Annotated in this window: 17 protein-coding genes and 1 pseudogene; 8 read left to right on the forward strand and 10 right to left on the reverse strand. The window is 61.4% G+C overall.

The annotated features are described in order from the left end of the window. Positions 1–439: pseudogene (locus B5E41_RS06470) on the reverse strand (carboxy terminal-processing peptidase); the annotation flags it as partial. 238 nt (positions 440–677) lie between these two features. Here B5E41_RS06470 and B5E41_RS06475 point away from each other — a divergent pair. From B5E41_RS06475 to B5E41_RS06485, 3 genes are all read left to right on the forward strand, one after another. After that, positions 678–977: a hypothetical protein gene (locus B5E41_RS06475; protein WP_064695736.1), complete on the forward strand. Its 300-nt coding sequence runs from the start codon at positions 678–680 to the stop codon at positions 975–977. Positions 978–1,291: 314 nt separating this feature from the next. Next, entirely contained in the window at positions 1,292–2,305 is a 1,014-nt protein-coding gene (locus tag B5E41_RS06480) for a methyltransferase (RefSeq protein ID WP_088392030.1), read from the forward strand. Positions 2,306–2,464: 159 nt separating this feature from the next. Beyond that, positions 2,465–2,821, forward strand: a complete 357-nt coding sequence (locus tag B5E41_RS06485; protein WP_088392644.1) for an RT0821/Lpp0805 family surface protein — start codon at positions 2,465–2,467, stop codon at positions 2,819–2,821. Positions 2,822–2,935: 114 nt separating this feature from the next. Here the strand turns inward: B5E41_RS06485 and B5E41_RS32755 are convergent, their stop codons facing one another. The 7 genes from B5E41_RS32755 to melA (B5E41_RS06520) form a co-directional block, all read right to left on the reverse strand. Continuing rightward, entirely contained in the window at positions 2,936–3,115 is a 180-nt protein-coding gene (locus tag B5E41_RS32755; RefSeq protein ID WP_425350118.1) for a murein L,D-transpeptidase catalytic domain-containing protein, read from the reverse strand. Between the two features lie 298 nt (positions 3,116–3,413). Continuing rightward, the gene (gene melA, locus B5E41_RS06495; RefSeq protein ID WP_088392032.1) at positions 3,414–4,784 is read right to left on the reverse strand and encodes an alpha-glucosidase/alpha-galactosidase; all 1,371 of its coding nucleotides are present in this window, start codon (positions 4,782–4,784) and stop codon (positions 3,414–3,416) included. A gap of 22 nt (positions 4,785–4,806) precedes the next feature. Further along, on the reverse strand, positions 4,807–6,474 hold the full coding sequence (locus tag B5E41_RS06500) for an ABC transporter ATP-binding protein (protein WP_088392034.1): 1,668 nt from the start codon (positions 6,472–6,474) through the stop codon (positions 4,807–4,809). Between the two features lie 10 nt (positions 6,475–6,484). Next, positions 6,485–7,621 carry an ABC transporter permease gene (locus B5E41_RS06505; protein WP_088392036.1) on the reverse strand — a complete coding sequence of 379 codons (1,137 nt, stop codon included), beginning with the start codon at positions 7,619–7,621 and terminating at the stop codon, positions 6,485–6,487. A gap of 1 nt (position 7,622) precedes the next feature. Further along, positions 7,623–8,630 carry an ABC transporter permease gene (locus B5E41_RS06510; RefSeq protein ID WP_088392038.1) on the reverse strand — a complete coding sequence of 336 codons (1,008 nt, stop codon included), beginning with the start codon at positions 8,628–8,630 and terminating at the stop codon, positions 7,623–7,625. A gap of 206 nt (positions 8,631–8,836) precedes the next feature. Then, entirely contained in the window at positions 8,837–10,924 is a 2,088-nt protein-coding gene (locus B5E41_RS06515; RefSeq protein WP_088392040.1) for an ABC transporter substrate-binding protein, read from the reverse strand. 124 nt (positions 10,925–11,048) lie between these two features. Then, entirely contained in the window at positions 11,049–12,515 is a 1,467-nt protein-coding gene (gene melA, locus B5E41_RS06520) for an alpha-glucosidase/alpha-galactosidase (RefSeq protein WP_088392042.1), read from the reverse strand. 244 nt (positions 12,516–12,759) lie between these two features. On the opposite strand from melA (B5E41_RS06520), the gene B5E41_RS06525 reads away from it, so the two are divergent. Continuing rightward, entirely contained in the window at positions 12,760–13,602 is an 843-nt protein-coding gene (locus tag B5E41_RS06525; protein ID WP_064808820.1) for an AraC family transcriptional regulator, read from the forward strand. Positions 13,603–13,625: 23 nt separating this feature from the next. Here B5E41_RS06525 and B5E41_RS06530 read toward each other — a convergent pair whose 3' ends face one another. Next, positions 13,626–14,687, reverse strand: a complete 1,062-nt coding sequence (locus B5E41_RS06530; RefSeq protein ID WP_088392044.1) for a class I SAM-dependent methyltransferase — start codon at positions 14,685–14,687, stop codon at positions 13,626–13,628. Positions 14,688–14,882: 195 nt separating this feature from the next. Between B5E41_RS06530 and B5E41_RS06535 the strand changes: the two genes are divergently transcribed. The 4 genes from B5E41_RS06535 to B5E41_RS06550 all read left to right on the forward strand — a co-directional run bounded on the left by B5E41_RS06535 (position 14,883) and on the right by B5E41_RS06550 (position 18,559). After that, entirely contained in the window at positions 14,883–15,200 is a 318-nt protein-coding gene (locus tag B5E41_RS06535) for a helix-turn-helix domain-containing protein (RefSeq protein WP_088392046.1), read from the forward strand. After that, positions 15,201–15,461, forward strand: a complete 261-nt coding sequence (locus tag B5E41_RS06540; RefSeq protein WP_086083324.1) for a hypothetical protein — start codon at positions 15,201–15,203, stop codon at positions 15,459–15,461. Positions 15,462–15,472: 11 nt separating this feature from the next. Continuing rightward, the gene (locus B5E41_RS06545; RefSeq protein ID WP_088392048.1) at positions 15,473–15,712 is read left to right on the forward strand and encodes a hypothetical protein; all 240 of its coding nucleotides are present in this window, start codon (positions 15,473–15,475) and stop codon (positions 15,710–15,712) included. A 285-nt stretch (positions 15,713–15,997) separates the two neighbouring features. Further along, on the forward strand, positions 15,998–18,559 hold the full coding sequence (locus B5E41_RS06550; protein WP_088392050.1) for a GcvT family protein: 2,562 nt from the start codon (positions 15,998–16,000) through the stop codon (positions 18,557–18,559). 56 nt (positions 18,560–18,615) lie between these two features. Here the strand turns inward: B5E41_RS06550 and B5E41_RS06555 are convergent, their stop codons facing one another. Further along, positions 18,616–19,353 (reverse strand): phosphatase PAP2 family protein, encoded by a 738-nt coding sequence (locus tag B5E41_RS06555; RefSeq protein WP_088392052.1) that lies wholly within the window; start codon positions 19,351–19,353, stop codon positions 18,616–18,618. Positions 19,354–19,387 lie beyond the last annotated feature (34 nt).

The raw sequence follows: 19,387 nt of genomic DNA on the forward strand, positions 1-19,387 counted from the left end.
GCGCCTTGTCGCGCTGCACCGCATAGTCTTCCTTGCCGCTGAAATCGAAGCCCTGCTTGAGCAGGCTGCGCGCATAGGTCATGCGGTCGACGACGCGCTGTTGATAGGCGTTGAAGATCGCAAACGGGATCTTCAGGTCCTGCCGCTCGATGGCATCGTCGATCTCGCTGCGGTCAGCCATGAACTTGTCGATATCGGCCTGCAGGAAGAGCATGCGGTCGGGATCAAGCGACTTGACGAACTGATCCATCACCCTGCCCGACAAGGCATCATCGAGCGGAACCGGCTTGTAGCTGTATCGGGAGAGAAATTGCGCGCTGAGCTCAGCCGCCTGCGCCTGCCGCGTCAACGGCTTCAAAACCGGCGGCGCTGCGACCTCGGCATAGGCGGACGGGGCGAGTGCAAGAAATGCACCAAGAAAAACGTAGTGTATGCGCATTCAGCGTGGAGCTGAAACGGCTTTTGCCTTGGATCCAAGTGATCCGCGGGTGCAGTGTACGTTACCGGCGTAAGCGGACAGGAACGCTCAGCTGACGCGCAAAACCGGGCTTTCGATCGCCTCCAACGCCCACGACTCTTAGTCGTCAATCAACCGGCGACGGCCCCCGCAAAGTTTGAGTTGACCGCCTTCGATGACGAGGCAACACTTGCATCTGCAGCAAGGCAGGAGGAACACGATGGACGAGCAAGACCGCTGGCGCCAGATGGCAAGCGCACCGAGAGACGGCAGCCGCATCTTGGTGACGATCCGCGCATCCGAACAGGGGCCGGCGGAAGTCGACCTCGCCTATTGGTCGCATGGCGATCAGTTCGGCGGAGAAGGCTGGCGCGCCTCGGATTCCTCGCCGGGGCACATCATCGAATATGCCGAGCCCGAGTTGAAGTGCTGGATGCCGATGCCCTCGGCCAACCGCACCTCGATGCCCTCGCCCTGGGAAGGCGACGACGACGAGCAGCTCGATGGGTCGGGGATTTGAGGAGCCGCCAAAGGGGATCAGAATCCTCAAAAACCGCTGATGTGGTTGAGTGTTGGCAACCTCACCAATTTGAATGCGTATATCTGCGACTCGAGCTCCCGGCGAAAGTCAGGTGTCGGATTCACCGCTCAGCCATTTGGCTCTTAGCTAGTGATTCTTGAGTAATTGCACCCCATCGTAAACCGCTCTATTTTCACTTGCAGGGTGCCTCGACAAGACGGAACGTCCTCGGCTTCGCAGCGCCGTCGGACCACTTTGGCTACCGCACCAACCCCAGGCGCCGTTCGACGACACGATCTACGAGGAGACGAGCGATGGGCGCAACGACGCCGGACAACATCATGCAGCTTGGCATGGGGTTCTGGGCCTCCAAAGCCATGCTGAGCGCGGTCGAGCTCGGCGTCTTCACCGAGCTCGCAGCCGGCCCGGCCGATCTGCCCGACCTGCAGGCCAGGCTGAAACTGCACCCCCGCTCAGCCCGCGACTTCCTCGACGCCCTGGTGGCCCTCAAGCTGCTCGAACGCGAGGACGGCCGCTATCGCAATACCACCGATACGGACCTTTTCCTCGACAAGGCGAAGCCGTCCTATATCGGCGGTATCCTCGAAATGGCCAATACCCGGCTCTACGGTTTCTGGGGCTCGCTTACCGAAGCCCTGCACACGGGAGAGCCACAGAACGAAGCCAAGCACAGCGAGGACTTCTTTGCTGCGCTATATGCGGAGCCGGCACGGCTGCGCGGATTCCTTGCGGCGATGAGCGGGATCAGCGCCGGTGCGGCGCAGGCGATCGCCGCGAAGTTCGACTGGTCGAAATACACGACCTTCGCCGATGTGGGCGCGGCGCAAGGCATGGTACCGGTGGTGATCGCCCGGGCCCATCCGCATCTCCGGGCCCTCGGCTTCGACCTGCCTGCCGTGCAGCCGATATTTGACGAGTTCGTTGCCCGTCACGGCCTTGCCGACCGCATCCGCTTCCACAGCGGCAACTTCTTCGACAGCCCGATGCCGAAAGCGGATGTGATCGTGATGGGTCATATCCTCCACGACTGGGATCTTGCCGAGAAGAGGATGCTGCTGGAAAAAGCCTTCGCCGCGCTGCCGAACGGCGGGGCCCTGATCGTCTACGACGCCGTCATCGACGATGAGCGCCGCAGCAACGCCTTCGGCTTGCTGATGAGCTTGAACATGCTGATCGAGACCCGCGGAGGGTTCGACTACACCGGTGCCGACTGCCAAGCCTGGATGTGCGACGCCGGTTTCGTGTCCACACGCGTCGAGCCGTTGCTGGGACCGGACTCAATGGTGATCGGATTCAAGCCCGAATGAGCGGAAACGGCGAGCTCGGCCGGTGTTGAGTAAGTTCGATCAATGGCGCGATGTCGATCGCCTTGCTCTGACCCCGACCCGTGAAGGCGGCGCTGCCCTCCCCCAAAGTTGATGCGCCGTGGGGTTGAAATAGTCGTCTTCAGATCCATCATTTTCTGCATGAAACGAACAGTCATCATTGCGTGCGCGTGCGTGGCGTTTCTCGCCGCCTGCTCACGCACCGAACCTCTCGAAGTGTCTGCCGCGCCTTCCGTTTCACCAGGCGCCGCCCCAGTCAGCGATCAAGCTGTAATTGCAGATGTGGTTGGCCGCGGAACTGTCGGAACGAAAGCTCTCGCCTGGGCAAATCCGTCGACTGGGAGCGCCGGAGTTATCGAACAGATTGACACCCACGATAGGCCTGATGGATGCCGTGGTTTCGTAACAAGTCGCCAGTCACTTGAGGGTACTACGCGCTTTGGTGGCGTAGTTTGCCCCTCTGGGAATTCTTGGAAGTTAGGAGCAACGACCCACTAGCGTAAAAACCGGTGCCCAGATAGTTAGAAATCTCCATAGCTTCCGAGACGATCGATGATGCCCGCGCTGAATTTTGCGTCAACCGCCGGACACCCGAGACTACGGCCGACGCGGTCATTTTCGTCCGCAAAGCGCTTCGCTGACATAGTTTGCCGCGTGGATAACGATAGCCCGGTGGCGCGCTTGATCATTGGTTGATTCAAACCCATCAAGCCTCATCGAATAACCATGATCTCCGTAGTAAGTTTCAGCGCATTGATAGACACCGAGTGACGATTTGTTCGAGCCGTCCATGTTGGAAAAAGAACCGCGCTAACCCCGTATTTTCCGGATCGGATACCCCTGGCCGTGTGCACATAAACAAGAATCGACGGACCTTGCTCCATGTCGAAAATAAGTAATGCCTATCGTTAATTAGTGAATCAGCCCTTATGCCCGGACATAAATGCATAGACTTTTGCATCTATCTTATAAATACCTCGGAATTCCAATTTAATATTTATTTTGACGAGGCCACTCACAAGATTTTTACGCAAAGCCCCGCGGCCGTTGCCACCGCGGGGCTTCTCGACGCCTCACCCGGGAGAGGGGATCAGGCGGCCTGGACTTTACGGTTCGTGCGGGCCCATTCGGGCAGCCAGTCGCCGTGGGCGGCGAGCAGGTCGTCGACCAGCGACCAGATCTGGTCGAGGTCGAGCTCGGCCGCCGTATGCGGGTCCATCATCGCGGCGTGGTAGATGTGCTCACGATTTTCGGTCATCAGCGCCTGCACCGTCAGTTCCTGCACGTTGATGTTGGTGCGCATCAGTGCCGTCAGCTGCGGCGGCAGGTCGCCGATGAACGTCGGCTGGATGCCGGAGGCGTCGACGAGGCAGGGCACTTCGGCGGCGCAATTTTCCGGCAGCGAGGTGATGCAGCCATTGTTGCGGACGTTGCCGTAAATCACCGAGGGTTCGCCGGTCCAGACCGAATTGATGATCGAGGAGGCATATTCCTTCGACGGCGTCACCTCGATCTTGTCGGCCGAGCGATACGCCTCGGCCTGACCCTTCCAGCGCTCGATCTGCTCGATGCAGCGCTTCGGATATTCATCGAGCGGGATGCCGAATTTCTCGATCAGGTCCTCGCGGCCCTCCTTGATGAAATAGGGCGTGTATTCGGCGAAATGCTCCGAGCTTTCGGTGACGAAATAACCGAGCCTGGTCAGCATCTCGTAACGCACCTTGTTGGGGCAGCGCGGGTTCCAGCCCGGCTTCGGCGCCCTGCCCTCGCGATAAGCCCGCAGCAGATCGGGATAGAGGTTGCGATAGGAACCGTCGGCCTGGCGATGCTCGAATTTGAGATAGAACGCCATGTGGTTGATGCCGGCGGCGCGATAGCGGATTTCCTCGTAGGGAATGTCGAGATCGTGCGCCAGTTCCATCGCCGTGCCCTGCACCGAGTGGCAGAGGCCGACCTGGCGGATTGTGGGGTATTTCTCCGATATCGCCCAGGTGTTGATCGCCATCGGGTTGACATATTGCAGCATGATCGCCTCGGGGCAGACGGCGAGCATGTCCTCGCAGACCTTCCACAGATGCGGTACGGTGCGAAGCCCGCGCATGATGCCGCCGACGCCGAGCGTATCGGCAATCGTCTGGCGCAGCCCGTATTTCTTCGGCACCTCGAAATCGGTGACGGTGCAGGGCTCGTAACCGCCGATCTGGAAGGCGACGACAACAAAATCGGCGCCTGAAAGCGCCTTGCGCTGGTCGGAATAGGTCTCGGCCTTCGCCTTGACGCCGAGTGTCGAGATCAGCTTGTTGACGACGATGGCACTTTCCTCAAGCCGCTGCGGATTGAGATCCATCAGCGCGATCGTCGCGCCCGAGAGCGCCGGCCGCTGCAGCACGTCGCCGATGATGTTCTTCATGAAGACGGTGGAGCCTGCTCCGATGAAGGTGATTTTGGGATTTCCTGCCATTATAGCCTCCGGCATTCGATAATCATGCTACCTCGAAAGCGGCCTTGACGAGCCGTTCGGTGTAGGCGGTCTTGGGATTGGTGAGAACTTCGTCGACGGGCCCTTCTTCCATGATCTTGCCATGCTGCATGACGATGACGCGGTGGCACAGCGCCCGGACGACCTTCAGATCGTGGGAGATGAAGAGGTAACTCAAGCCGCGCTCGTCCTGCAGCTTGCGTAAGAGTTCGATGATCTGCGCCTGGACGGAGAGGTCGAGTGCGGATGTCGGCTCGTCGAGCAGGATGAATTCCGGCTCCAGCGCAATGGCGCGGGCAATGGCGATGCGCTGGCGCTGGCCGCCCGAAAATTCATGCGGGAAACGCGACAGGATGTTGCCGGGCATGCCGGCGGCAACAAGCGCCTCGCGCACCCGGTCCTGGCGCTCGGCCCTCGTGGCGCCGAGCTTGTTGACGACGAGGCCCTCGTCGATGATCTGGCCGATTGTCATGCGCGGGTTGAGCGAGGAGAACGGATCCTGGAACACCACCTGCATACGGGCCCGTAGCGGCCGCATCTCGGCCCTGGACAGGCCGTGAATCGGCTGACGGTCGAAATGGATCTCGCCGGCCTGCGGCGTGTTCAGCCGCAGGATCGCCTGGCCGAACGTGGTCTTGCCGGAGCCGGATTCGCCGACCAGGCCGAGCGTCTCGTGACGGCGCAGCGTCAGGCTCAGGCTGTCGACGGCGACAAGCTCGCGCATCTCCGGTTTCAGGAAGGTGCCGTGGCGAAGCATGAAGCCGACCCGAACGCCCTTGGCATCGAGGATGATGTCGGAGCCCTCCGGCAGCGGATTGGCTTGCCCGCGCGGCTCGGAGGCAAGCAGATGCCGGGTATAAGGGTGCTGCGGATTGGCAAACAGCGCCTCGGTGACATTGTGCTCGCGCACCTCGCCATGCTGCATGACATAGACGTAATCGGAGAACTGCCGCACCACCGTCAGATCATGGGTGATGAGGATGACCGCCATCCCCAGCTCTTTCTGCAGGTTGCGGATCAGGTTGAGGATCTGCGCCTGGACGGTGACGTCGAGCGCCGTCGTCGGCTCGTCGGCGATCAGCACGTCGGGATCGTTGGCGAGCGCCATGGCGATCATCACGCGCTGGCGCTGGCCGCCGGAAAGCTGATGCGGATATTGCCTGAGGCGCGCGGCCGGATCGGGGATCTGCACATGTTCGAGCAGCTCGAGCGCCCGCTTTTCCGCATCCCGCTTGCTGATCCGGCGATGCACGCGGATCGCCTCGACGATCTGGCTGCCGATCGTATAGATCGGGTTCAGCGAGCTCATCGGCTCCTGGAAGATCATCGAAATGCGGTCGCCGCGCAGCTTGCGGCGCGCCCGCTCGGAGAATTTCAGGATGTTGCTGCCGTCGTAGGAGACCGTCGATTTGTCGGAGACGACGGCGCGCTTCGACAATAGCCCCATCACCGTTCGCGCAGTCACCGACTTGCCGGAGCCGGATTCGCCGACGATGGCGATGGTCTCGCCGCGATAGAGCTGGAACGAGACGTCCTTCACGGCTTCGACCATGCCGTCCTCGACCTTGAAATTCACCGCGACGTTGCGGGCGTCGATGATCGGCACATCCGAGCGGCCGTCATGATCGTGGCGGACGGGCGGGGCGAAGCAATTGACCAGGGAAAGAGCCATATCAATCACCTCAATAAGGATCGACGGCGTCACGCAGTCCGTCGCCAAGCGCATTGAAGGCGAAGACGGTGACGAGCACGAAGCCGACCGGGGAAAGAATCCAGGGATAGGAGCCGATGACCGAATAGGTCGCCGTATCCTGCAGCATCAGCCCCCAGGAGATCAGCGGCGGCTTGACGGCGAAACCGAGGAAACCAAGGAAGGATTCCAGCAGCACGACGCTGGGTATGGCGAGCGTCACGGCGACGATGACGTGGCTCATCACGTTCGGGAAGATATGCTGGATGATGATGCGCCGATCGGTGGCACCGACCGCCATCGCCGCCCGGACGTAATCAATGCGGGCAAGCGCCAGGGTCTTGCCGCGCACCTCGCGCGACATCTGCGCCCAGCCGAGCGCCGACATCACGACGATGACGAAGGCGAGGAAGACATTGGTCGGCGCCGTCACTGGAATCAGCGACGTCAATGCGAGATAGAGCGGCAGCTGCGGGAAGGCGAGCACCAGTTCGACGAAGCGCTGCAACCAGATATCGAAAGTGCCGCCGAAATAGCCGGAAACCATGCCGACCGTCGTGCCGATCAGCGTGACGATGAAGACGACGGTCAGCGCGATCATCAGCGAGATGCGCGAACCGATAATGGCGCGCGACAGCACGTCGCGGCCGAACTTGTCGGTGCCGAGGAAATGCACCGGCTGGCCGTCGGTCGAACCGAAGAAGTGGCGGTCGGCAGGGATCACGCCGAACAGCTTGTATTCGGCGCCCTTGACGAAGAAGCCGAGCAGCCGCGGATTGTCGTAATCCATACCGACGATCGGCTGGAAGGTGACGGGATCAAGCTCCTCGGAATCCGACAGCGCATAGACGCGTGGCTGGAAGACGAAGTTTCCGTCCTTGTCGTGGAAGCTCATCACCTGCGGCGGCGCGAAGCCGACATCGGTCGCCTTCGGGTCCATCGGCGCGAAGAAATCGGCAAAGACCGCCATCAGAATCAAGAGCCCGACGAGCACCAGGCCGATCATCCCGGTCCAGGAGCGCCGCAGCCGGCGCCAGACGAGCGCCAGATAACTTTCGCTGCCATGCGAAGGCTTCTTGATCGCGGGTTCGGTTGTCGGTGGTGTGTCGGACGAATCGAAAGCAAGCATCTCAGGCTCCTCCGAACTGGCGCACGCGCGGATCGAGTAGAGCGAGCAGCATGTCGGCGATGATATTGCCGACGATCAGCGTCGCCGATAGCACCATCATGAAAGTGGCGGTGACATAGACGTCGCCGATCGCCATCGAGCCGACGATTGCCGGGCCGACGGTCGGCAGTGCGAAAATGATCGCGGTTTCGATCTCGCCGGTCAGCATGTAGGGCAGCACGACGCCCTGATACATGACCAGCGGATGCAGCGCGTTCGGCACCGCATGGCGCATCACCACCGCGCTGCCGGACAGGCCCTTGGCCTTTGCCGTTTCGACATATTGGGCATTCAGTGTATCGAGCAGATTGCCGCGCATGACGCGCATATTGTAGGCGAGCCCGCCGAAGGTGGCGATCGCCACAACCGGCCAGACATGGCTGACGAGATCCAGGAACTTCGCCCAGGACCAGGGTGCGCCGCCATATTGCGGCGAGAAGAAGCTGCCGATCTCCGTCACGTTGAACTGGAAGACCAGGAGATAGACGATGATCAGCGCCATCAGGAAGCGCGGCACCGTCATGCCGAGGAAGGAAACTGCCGACAGCGTGCTGTCGATCCAGCTATATTGTCGCGTTGCTGCCCAGATGCCGAAGCCGATACCGAGCACCGAAGCGAAGATGTGGCAGACGAGCGCCAGAAGCAGGGTGCGCGGCAGGCGTTCGCCGACGACGTCGGCAACCGGCTTGTTGTAGAACATGCTGTAGCCGAAATCGCCACGGGTGAGAATGCCGCCGATCCAGTTGACGTATTGGACGACCAGCGGCTTGTCGAGGCCGTGCTCGACCCGGTAGGCCTGCGCCTGCGCGTCGGCCTGAGCATAGGATGCGCCACCCTGGTTGATCAGCTGGGATCTTATGTAATCGGCATAGTCGCCGGGCGGAGCCTGGATGATCGCGAAAGTCACCACGCTCAGGATCAACAGAACGGGGATCGCGGAGGCTATGCGCACGAGCAGGAATCGCAACATCGGACGGTTCGCTTCGCTTTGCCGCCAGTCGCTCCTGTCGGCGCGGCCGGCTCGTTGGTCATATCAGGCCGCGCGCGGCACGCGCGGCCCGGAATTCACTTCAGCTGGGAGGGAACTTTTCCCGCGCGCCGCATCGGATGCGACGCGCTTCAGCTCTTGGTTTCAGGCGACAAGACTCAATTGATCGGGCCTCAGTTGGTCGGGCCTCAGTTGGTCGGGCCCTTGTCGCCAGGCTTGCCGGGCAGCTGCTCGGGGAACAGCTCGTATTTTCCCTGCTTGTCGGCAGCCACCCACAGGCGTTCGCGGATCACCGAATCTTCAGCCCAGTTGAACATGAAGATCGGCGTTCCCTGGGGCACATTGGAGAAGCGCTTGTTGATGATCAGGGCGCCGGGATATTCCGTCAGTCCTACCGTGTTGACGTGTTCGGTCGAGATCTTCTGATACTGCTTCATCAGATCGACGCGCTCGTCATTGTTCTGGCTGGTGGTGAACTTGTTGACGACATCGACAAGCTCCTGCTCGAACGGCATCAGATCGAGCTTGTCGTCCTTGCCGGCGCGATGATGCCAGCTGGTGCGCGGACCGACGGGGGCAAGCTGCTCGGTATTCTGCACCACCGACGATAGCTCCGTCGTGTTGCGCTGGATCAGCCAGTCGAAGCGGCCGGCATAATGGGCATCGTCACGCTTGGCGCCATCGAGCGCATTGATGACGATCTTCAGGCCAAGCTTTTCCATCTGGCCAACGACACCTTCGGCAAGGCTCTTGTCGGTCGTGTACTGATTGTTGATCAGCATGACGATTTCGACATCCTTGCCGCCCGCTGTGCCGGCGGGGAAGTTCACGATGCCGTTGCCATCGGTATCCTTGAGGCCGGCTTTGGCGAGTTCCGCCTTGGCGCCCTTGAGATCGAAGGGATAGTAGACGGTGGAGTTGCGGTCGTAGAAGCTGGTGCCGGAGGAAAGTCCGCCCGGATAGATCGCCGTAAACGGCCCCTTGACCAGGGAGTCGCCGATCGCCTTGCGATCCAGCGCCATGCTGACCGCCTTGCGGAAGTCCTCGTTGCGGTTGAGCTCTCGGATTGCCTGACCGCGCTCGTCCGGGTTGCCCCAGCCGTTGGCGGAGAAGTTCATGCGCAGGTTATAGCCGATCAGGCGTGGGCCGAAGGCAAGGCGGGCGGGCGCGGTCTTTTCCGCAGCGCGCTTCAGCGATGCGACGAAGTTTTCCGGCTGCTCGAGATTGGAGAAATCAGCGGATCCGGCCACGGCCTGAACGTCGCGGTCGGCCCAGGTCGAGAGCTTGTAGTGCAGCTCATTGAGATAAGGCAGCTGATTGCCCTTTTCGTCGACCTTCCAGTAATAGGGATTGCGGCGCAGGACGATGATGTCGTCAGGGCGATATTCCACCGGCACCCAGGCGCCCATCACAGGCATGTTCATGAACTCCGGCGGAAAGGCGTTCTTGAACTGGTCGTAGGTGTTCTTCGAATATTTCGGATGCTGGGGTTTGAGGATGTGCGACGGACCCGGGCAGAAGTTCGGGTAGGCCATCGTGTAGAGATATTGCTTCGGGAAGGCTTCCTTGAAGGTCCACTCGACGGTGTAATCGTCGATCTTCTTCAGCGTGGTGCCGACACCGAAGGCCTCAGGCGAAGCGCCGCCGCCAAGCGGCGAGACGTTGGGATCGATGACCTCGTCTTCCCAGTAGAACATGATGTCGTCGGCGTTGAACGGCGCACCGTCGGACCACTTGGCACCTTCGATCAGGTGCATGGTCAGCTTATGGCCGTCCTCCGACCAGTCCCAGCTCTTGGCAAGGTTCGGCAGCGGCTCGGTATCCTGGGCCTTCACCTGGAAGAGCGGCGCGGTGCGCGTCAGGCATTCGGACAGGCCGATGTCGATGCCGCCCCAGCCCTGCGTCTGGCCGGCGCCGTAATTCCAGCCTTCCGGCCGGCCGCCGATGACATGGCGCATCGTATCGCCGTAAACGCCGATGCCGTCGGGCATATTGCCCGTCTTGAAGACCAGCGGCTCCTTCGGTAGACGATCCTTGACCGGCGGCAGTTTGCCGGCGGAGACGAAATTCTTGGTGACCCAGTCGGGCTCGTGATATTCGGGCAGCGCCTTGAACTCCAGGATGGAGTCGCGCGCGACATAGTTGATCTTGCCTTCGGCCGGGAATTCCGGCGGCACCGGCGGAACGGTCGCCTCGGAGGCGTAGGCATTCAACGCCATGACTGAGACGCCGAGCGCCAGTCCGGCCAGAATGCTTGTTTTGCGGAAATTCATCATCGTTTCTCCCTCTGTTTCGGAGCGCGGTCACGCGGGCTCCTGTTCCTCGCACGATGTGAAAGCGGGTTTGATGTCATGGATTTCCCTCCCGGAAATCCATGACGACCCATCTTCCACGAAAAAATCAGACGGCCTGTTTCAGCGCCGCCTTTTCCGCACGCAGCTCCTCGATCGAGCGGACGTTGCGGCGCGCAGCCCCCGCCCAATCGCGGGTCTGCACCTTCGATTTCGACAGCCGCTCCTTGGCGGCCGGCACGGCATCGGCATATTGCGGCAGCCAGCGCGCCTGGGCAACGACCATCTCGTCGACCATCTGCCAGACCTCCTCCGGCGTCGAGACGGCTCCAACCAGCGGATCGTGCAGCACGGCAAGCTTCAAGAGGTCGATATCGCCCGAGACGGCGGCGTGCACCGACATGCGCTGGACGTTGATCGAGGCGATGCAGGTGGCAGCGCAGGCTTCCGGCAGGGTGACGCCCGAGACCATGTTGATGCCGAAGCGATCGACGAAGCCGGGCGATTCGATGATCGCATCGGACGGCAGGTTGGTGATGACGCCATTGTTCTTGACGTTGAAATGGCCGCGATAGACCCGGTTCGTTTCCAGCCCTTCCAGGATGTGGCTGGCATGTTCGTTCGAGCGCTTGGCCGGATCGATCGGCTTGGAGGCGGATTCCAGGAACTGCGGGAACTCCGTCTCGAACCAGTTGCGCGTTTCGGTGGAGTGGCGGAGATAGCCGCCGGTCTCGCCATGGATCCAGTCGGACATGTCGATCCAGCGGGTGATTTCCTCCGGCCGCTTGCGGTACCAGGGCAGGTATTCCGAGAGATGACCGTTGCTTTCGGTGGAATAGACGCCGAACCGCTTCAGCACGTCGATGCGCAGCTTCTCCTGCTGCGAATAGATGGGATGCGCCTCGAAGGCGGCGACCAGTTCGTCCTTGCCGATCTTACGGCCGTTGAGGCGCAGATCGATGAACCAGGTCTGGTGGTTGATGCCGGAGCAGATGTAATCGAGCTCGCGCACCGACTTGGCGCCGAGCACCTCGGCGATCTGTTCGGCGCCGTGCTGGACGCCGTGGCAGAGACCGACGGTGTCGACCTTGCCGTATTCGATCGCCGCCCAGGTGTTCATCGCCATCGGATTGGCGTAGTTCAAGAATTTCGCGCCCGGCTCGGCGACCTCCCTTATATCCTTGCAGAAATCGAGAATGACGGGGATGTTGCGCTGGCCGTAGAGAATGCCGCCGGCGCAGATCGTATCGCCGACGCACTGGTCGATGCCGTATTTCAGCGGAATTCTGATATCGTCGGCATAGGCCTCGAGCCCGCCGACACGGACACAGCTGATGATGTAGCGCGCCCCTTCCAGCGCCTGGCGCCGGTTGGTCGTCGCCGTCACCTTGGTCGGCAGCCCGTTCGACTCGACGATGCGGTCGAGGATCGCCTTGATCATTTCGAGATTGTGTTCGCTGAGATCGGTCAGCGCGAATTCGACGTCGCGGAACTCCGGAACGCACAATATGTCGGTGAACAGCTTCTTGGTGAAACCGACGCTGCCCGCACCGATGATAGCGATTTTGAAACTCATGATCTTCACCTCGACCCGATGGAATGCTAGAGAAAATATGGTTGTGAGGGATCAGGCCGCATGCCGGCGCATGTGGTTGAAAGAGCCGTAAAACCTGCCTGTTTTCCTCCCGGCCGCTGTATCGGCCGCGTTCTCCTCGTTTTGTTGAGCGGGATTATGCCCGAATTCGGCAGGCCGACCAGAGAAGGATTATGCTTTCAGGGGTAATTTTGTGCTGCAGGATTTGATCGCCAACGGACAGTCGATGAGGACGGTTTCGCTGCCCCGCGGACGCCAGCGTCTGCACGCCATGCCGACCAGCGCCGGCTACGAAGTGCGGGAGAACGAGACCTATGACTGGGACGGCCGAAAACGCGGCCAGACCCCGTTCACCGTGCTGCAGCACACGATCAGCGGCAGCGGCCGGCTACGCTATTTGAATCGCAATTATCGCCTTCAGGGCGGCGACACGCTGCTGGTGCTCGTGCCGCACAATCACCGCTACTGGCTGGAGAAGGGCGAGCGCTGGGAGTATTTCTGGATCTCGATGAATGGCGAGGAGACGCTGCGCATCCATCAGCTGGTGCTCTCCACCGCCGGCCCGGTCTTGAAGCTGCAGCCGGCGACCATCGATCATCTCGCCGATTGCAGCCTGCGCCTCGTCAAGGGCGCGGCCTCACCGGGTGCGGCCTCGGCAATCGCCTATGAAGCGGCGATGGCGCTTTATGACGACGTCTTCAACTCACCGGCCTTTGCCGCCGAGCTCAGCCCGATGCAGCCTGTCATCGACCACATCAACGCCAATCTCGACAAGCCGCTGCCGGTTAATGAACTCGCCGCCATCGTCGGCCTCAGCCGCGCGCATTTCTCCCGCAGTTTCGCCGAGAGCGAAGGCGTGCCGCCGGCCGAATTCGTGCTGCAGCAGCGGCTGCAGCGCGCCGTCAAGCTTCTGACCAAGGCGGACTTCCTGCCGGTCAAGGAAGTCGCCATCATGTGCGGCTTCGAGGACGCAAACTATTTCTCGAAGGTCTTCCGCCGCGTCTACGGCACCAATCCCACCGAATTCCGCACGACCGGCATGTATGCCAGCATCGGCCGGCCGAAATAGCTTCGTCCCCGGAGCCGGTGTCTTCAGGCCCGGACCTCGAACACCATGTTGAACGGCGTTTCGGTCGCCCGGCGGAAATGCGTGAAGCCGGCGTCGAGCGCCACCTTCCGCAACCGCATTTCCCCCGCCTGCGCCCCAAGCCCGAGCCCGACCTCCTGGGAGAGCGATGCCGGGGTGCAGATCATCGTCGAGGCGCCGTAATAGACGCGTCCGACAGGATTGAGATTATCCTTGAGGTGGTCATGGGCAAAGGGCTCGACGATCAGCCAGGTGCCGTTCGGGGCCAGCGTCTCCTTGACGTGCCGGCCGGCGCCGACCGGATCGCCCATGTCGTGCAGGCAGTCGAACATGGCGACCATATCATAGTCGCGGCCCGGAAATTCGGCCGCCTTGCCCTGCTCGAAGGTGACGCGGTCGGCGACGCCGGCCTCCTTGGCGGCGGCCCTGGCTCTTTCGATCGACGGGCCGTGATAGTCGAATCCGGTAAAATGCGAGGCGGGATAGGCCTGCGCCATCAGGATGGTCGAGGCGCCGTGACCGCAGCCGACATCGGCGACGTTGGCGCCGGCCTTGAGTTTTTCGTCCATGCCGGCAAGCGCCGGAATCCATTCATTGACGAGATGGCTGTTGTAGCCCGGGCGGAAGAACCGCTCGGTGCCGCGGAAGAGGCAGGTGCTGTGTTCGTGCCATCCGAGACCCTTGCCGGTGCGGAAGGCGTCGGCGATTTTCGGCTCGTCCATCCACATGGATTGCACCACTTCGAAGGCGCCGACGAAGAAGGCCGGGCTGTTTTCCTCGGCAAAGACCATCGCCTGTTCCGCCGTCATGCTGAAACGATCGGTCTTTTCGTCGTAAACGATATAATCCGCGGCCGCCTGGGCGCTCAGCCATTCCCTGACATAGCGCTCCTTGATCCCGGTTTTGGCGGCAATCTGCTCAACGCTCATCGGCTTCCCGTCGGCCATCGCCTTGAACAGCCCCACCTTGTCGCCCAGCACGACCAAGGCCCCCGACATGGCCGCGCCGACATCGCCGACGAGACGACCGACAAGTGCATCGAGTTTCTGCATATCCGGCTCACGCATTGTCACCTCCCGGGCGTGATAAGGGAGCCTTAAATTAGACTTTGCTGATACGCAGTCAATCAACCCTGCCCATCGCCCAATGAGGGTAGTTATCGAAGTCGCAGCAATTTCATGTGCTTGCTTTCTTTGGGCGGGCTCACATCTTCATAGTGCTGCCCAGCGCCAGATCAGAGTCTCAATGCCAGGTGGATATTCATGCTGTCTCCAGCCCAGTGCCGTGCCGCGCGTGCTCTCATCGCCTGGTCCAAGCGGGATCTGTCGGAAGCTTCCGAGATAACCAAGGCGACGATTGCCGGTTTCGAGGCCGGAACGCTTTCCCCTGGCGAGCGAACGCTGCGACATATCAAGCGCGCCCTGGAAGACGCCGGCGTGCTTTTCATTCCGGAGAATGGCGGCGGCGCCGGCGTTCGCTTGGCAAAACCGGCATCGGCTTCTATAGACACTGACGAGACCGAGACGGTTCAATACGACGAATATTTGAAAAACGACGCCCCTCCCGGCGCTGGCGGCTGAATGACGAAGAAGCAGAAGCTTGAGCACTCGGAACTGGCCGGAGAATTCACCGACGACGGCATCACCGTGCTTGTCGATATCTTTCGAACCGCCGGCAGCAACGAAGACTGGACGATGGAAGTCGTCACCCAGTCGGAGGACCTGATCCGCTGGGACGAGCCCTTTGCGACCGACCGGGAGGCCTTCGACGAATTCCTGGCGGTGGTGGCGCGCGACGGCATCCGGTCCTTTCTCGAAGACGAAGAACCTTCCGTGCATTGAGGGGCAGCCCCGTGAAAAGCATCAATGATCTCGTCACCTCGGCGAAAACCGTCTGCGACCGGTACCGGGCCGGGCGGATGGAGCGCGAAACCGTGCGCGAATGGGTCCTCGGACTGGGCGCCTATCCATCGCCGCATGGGGAGCGCGTGCGCGAAGCGATGGAATGGTTCCGCCTGCACAATCGCGAGCCTGTTTCCGAAGAGATCGTGCGCGTCGATATCGACCGGCTCCAGGCGATTTCCGTGCCGTGACGGCGCGCAGGCATGAGAGGTTGGCGCTCGCCTTCGTGGGAATTGCTCCAGCCTCGCTGCCGACTGGCGTAATTGCGCCGTTACTCGGCGGCGTAGGACCAATGACGATCTTGAGCCTTATGCATAATAGTCCTATCGGAGCTTCCATGCGGAGGAACTGGGGGCCGCAGCTTCGGCAAATGTGGCCCCCTTACGAGGCGGCATGGCTCCTGCATCCCGCGCGCGAAGCATCAGCCAAGCGCGGCTGGGTCATTTTAGTTCGTGCGATTGTAGAAGGAACAGCACGTGGCAGCATTTCCGGAAAAGGCAAAGGTCGTCATCATCGGGCTCGGCGGTATCGTCGGCGCCTCCATCGCTCACCATCTCGTCGAGCGCGGATGGGACGATATCGTCGGCATCGACAAGTCGGGCATACCGACCGATATCGGCTCCACAGCCCACGCCTCGGACTTCTGTTACACCACCAGCCACGATTATCTGTCGGTCTGGACGACGCAATATTCGATCGATTTCTACGAGAAGATGGGCCATTACGCCCGCATCGGCGGCCTCGAAGTCGCGCGCACCGGCGATGATGCCTGGATGGAGGAAATCAAGCGCAAGCTGTCCTCGGCCCGCGCGTTCGGTACGCGCGCCCATTATGTCAGCCCCTCGGAGATCAAGGAAAAGTTCCCGCTGATCGAGGAGGATCAGGTAATGGGCGGCCTCTTCGATCCGGATGCCGGCCTCGTCATCCCGCGTTCGCAGACCGTTGCCGGCAAGCTGGTCGATGCCGCCGAAAGAGCCGGCAAGCTGCAGGTGTTCGGCAACACGCCGGCCAAATCGCTGATCGTCGAAGGCGGCCGCATCAAGGGCGTCGTCACCCATCGCGGCACCATCATGGCCGACCACGTCATCGTCTGTGCCGGCCTCTGGGGACGCCTGATCGCCGAAATGGTCGGCGAAGACCTGCCGGTCATGCCGGTCGATCACCCGCTCACCTTTTTCGGTCCCTACAACGAGTTTGAAGGCACCGGCAAGGAAATCGGCTTCCCACTGCTGCGCGACCAGGGCAACTCCGCCTATATGCGCGATACCGGCGACCCGGCGACGACCGAAGGTGGCCAGATCGAGTGGGGCTATTACGAAGCCACCAATCCGCGCATGTGCCATCCGCGCGAGCTTCTGGAAAAGCACGAAGCCCGTCTTTCGCCCTCGCAGCGCGACCTCGAGATGGAACAGATCCTCGAGCCGCTCGAGCGCGCCATGGAACTGACGCCGATCCTCGGCGAACTCGGCTACAACGAAGGTCACTCCTTCAACGGCCTGTTGCAGGTTTCCGCCGCCGGCGGCCCGTCCTGCGGCGAAAGCCAGAAGGTTCGCGGTCTCTGGTATTGCGTTGCCATCTGGGTCAAGGACGGCCCGGGCTACGGCAAGCTGATCGCCGACTGGATGACCGACGGCCGGACCGAAATCGACCACAACAGCATCGATTATTCCCGCTTCTATCCGCATCAGCTGACGGAAGAATTCATCGAGGGCCGCTGCTTCGAAGCCGCCCAGAAAATCTATTTCCCGGCTGTTCACACCCGCGAACCCTATGCCTCCGCCCGCAACGTCAAGCGCTCGCCCTTCTACGAACGCGAAAAGGAGCTGGGCGGCTACTTCATGGAGCTCGGCGGCTGGGAGCGTGCGCACGGCTACGCCGCCAACGAGCACCTTCTGGAAAAATACGGCGACCGCGTGCCGGTCCGCGAGAACGAATGGGACAGCCGTCATTTCTGGCGCGTCTCGAATGCCGAGCATCTGGCGATGAGCGAGGATTGCGGCATCGTCAATCTCAGCCACTTCCACATGGTCGATATCGAAGGACCTGACCATGTCGAGCTAATGGAATGGCTGTGCGCCGCCAAGGTCGGCGGCGATGCCAATATCGGCAAGGGCATTTACACCCACTTCCTCGACGACGAAGGCATGGTGCGCGCCGACTTCACCGTCTTCCGCATGGCCGACCGCTGCCGTCTCGTCAACGGCGCCGATGCCGGCCCGCGTGACCTGCACTATATGAGGCGCGTCGCCCAGGATCGTGGCCTCGACGTGACGATCACCGATGTCTCGGAGAAGTACATCACCATCGGCATCTGGGGACCGAATGCCCGCGAGACGCTGAAGAAGGTCGTTGCAGACCCGGCCGGTCTCGATCAGGAAAACTTCGCCTTCGCGGCGATCAAGCCGATCGAAATATCAGGCAAGACAGTCACCGCCTTCCGCATCTCCTATGTCGGCGAGCAGGGCTGGGAGCTGCACATGAAGTACGAGGACGGCCTCGCCGTCTGGGATGCGCTGCGCTCGACCGGGGTGATGGCCTTCGGCGTCGAGACCTATGCAAACTCGCGCCGCATGGAAAAGAGCCTGCGCCTGCAGAACGCCGACCTGCTGACCCAGTACAACCTGATCGAAGCCGATCTCGCCCGTCCGAAGGTCAAGGAAGCCGATTTCCGCGGCAAGGCAAAACATCTGGAATACAAGGCGCGTGAGCATCAGCCGGCCATGCTCTGCACGCTTGTGATGACCGAGAATACCGACAAATCAGGCGTCAAGCGCTATCCCGTCGGCAACATGCCGGTCGTCGATCCCGATACCGGAGAGGTTCTGGTCGACGAACTCGGCCGCCGCTCCTACACGACCTCGGTCGCCTACGGCCCAACGGTCGGCAAGAACATCGCTTTGGCCTATCTGCCCTGGTCCTATTGCCAGGTCGGCCGCAAGCTGAACGTCGAGTATTTCGCAGAGACCTATCCGGTGGAGGTCGTCGGCGTCGGCTACAAGCCGATCTACGACCCGGAAAACCTTAAGCCGCGCACCTAAGTGCTGAAACTCTCGTGGCGCCCACCGGGCGCCACAGTCTTTTTATGCGATGTGCGCTAGTTGCCGTCGCGATCGTCACCTTCGGCGCCATTGTCCGGCGCTCTGCTCGGAACGAACTGTTTCGAGATCAGCCAGCAGCCGAGCGCCCACAGCGCACCGGCGCACCACCCGGCGAAGACATCCGTCGGGTAGTGGACGCCGAGATAGATCCGGCTGAGACCGATGATGACGGCGAGGAAAACGCCCGCCGCCATGACGAAGATCCGGGTCGACCGGTAACGCTGCGTGCGCGCCACCAGCGCTCCGAGCGTCAGATAGGTGACCGCCGAGACCATCGCGTGTCCGGAGGGGAAGCTGAGATCGCTGACCTCGATCAGATGCGGCACGACATCGGGACGCGGCCGTGCAATCAGGATTTTCAGCAGCGTGCTGGCCAGCCAGCCTGTTAACACCGAGGAAAAGACGAAGAGGGCAATCGGCCATCGCCGGTCGAGCAGCAGATAGATCGTGATGAGGCCGGTTAGCAGCGACAGGACGGTGACGCCGCCGAGACTGGTGATGTCGCCGACGGCATGCGTCAGCCAGCCGGGACCGATCGGCACTGCGAGATCATTCGCCCGCCGCAGCGCCAGCAGGATCGCCTCGTCGAAACGAAAGGTCTCGCCTTCGAGAACCTCGCTCGTCAGCCGCTGCAGCACGAACAGCCCGCCGGCGATCGATGCCATGGTGATCAAAGTCAGCGGCTCATATGCGCCGAGCCTCGCCCAAAATCCGCGTCGTTGAACCTCGCTCATACCTGACGTCGAACTCCTTTTTACCATTCCGATC

Origin of the sequence: Rhizobium esperanzae (assembly GCF_002204185.1) — a bacterium.
GTDB lineage: Bacteria > Pseudomonadota > Alphaproteobacteria > Rhizobiales > Rhizobiaceae > Rhizobium > Rhizobium esperanzae.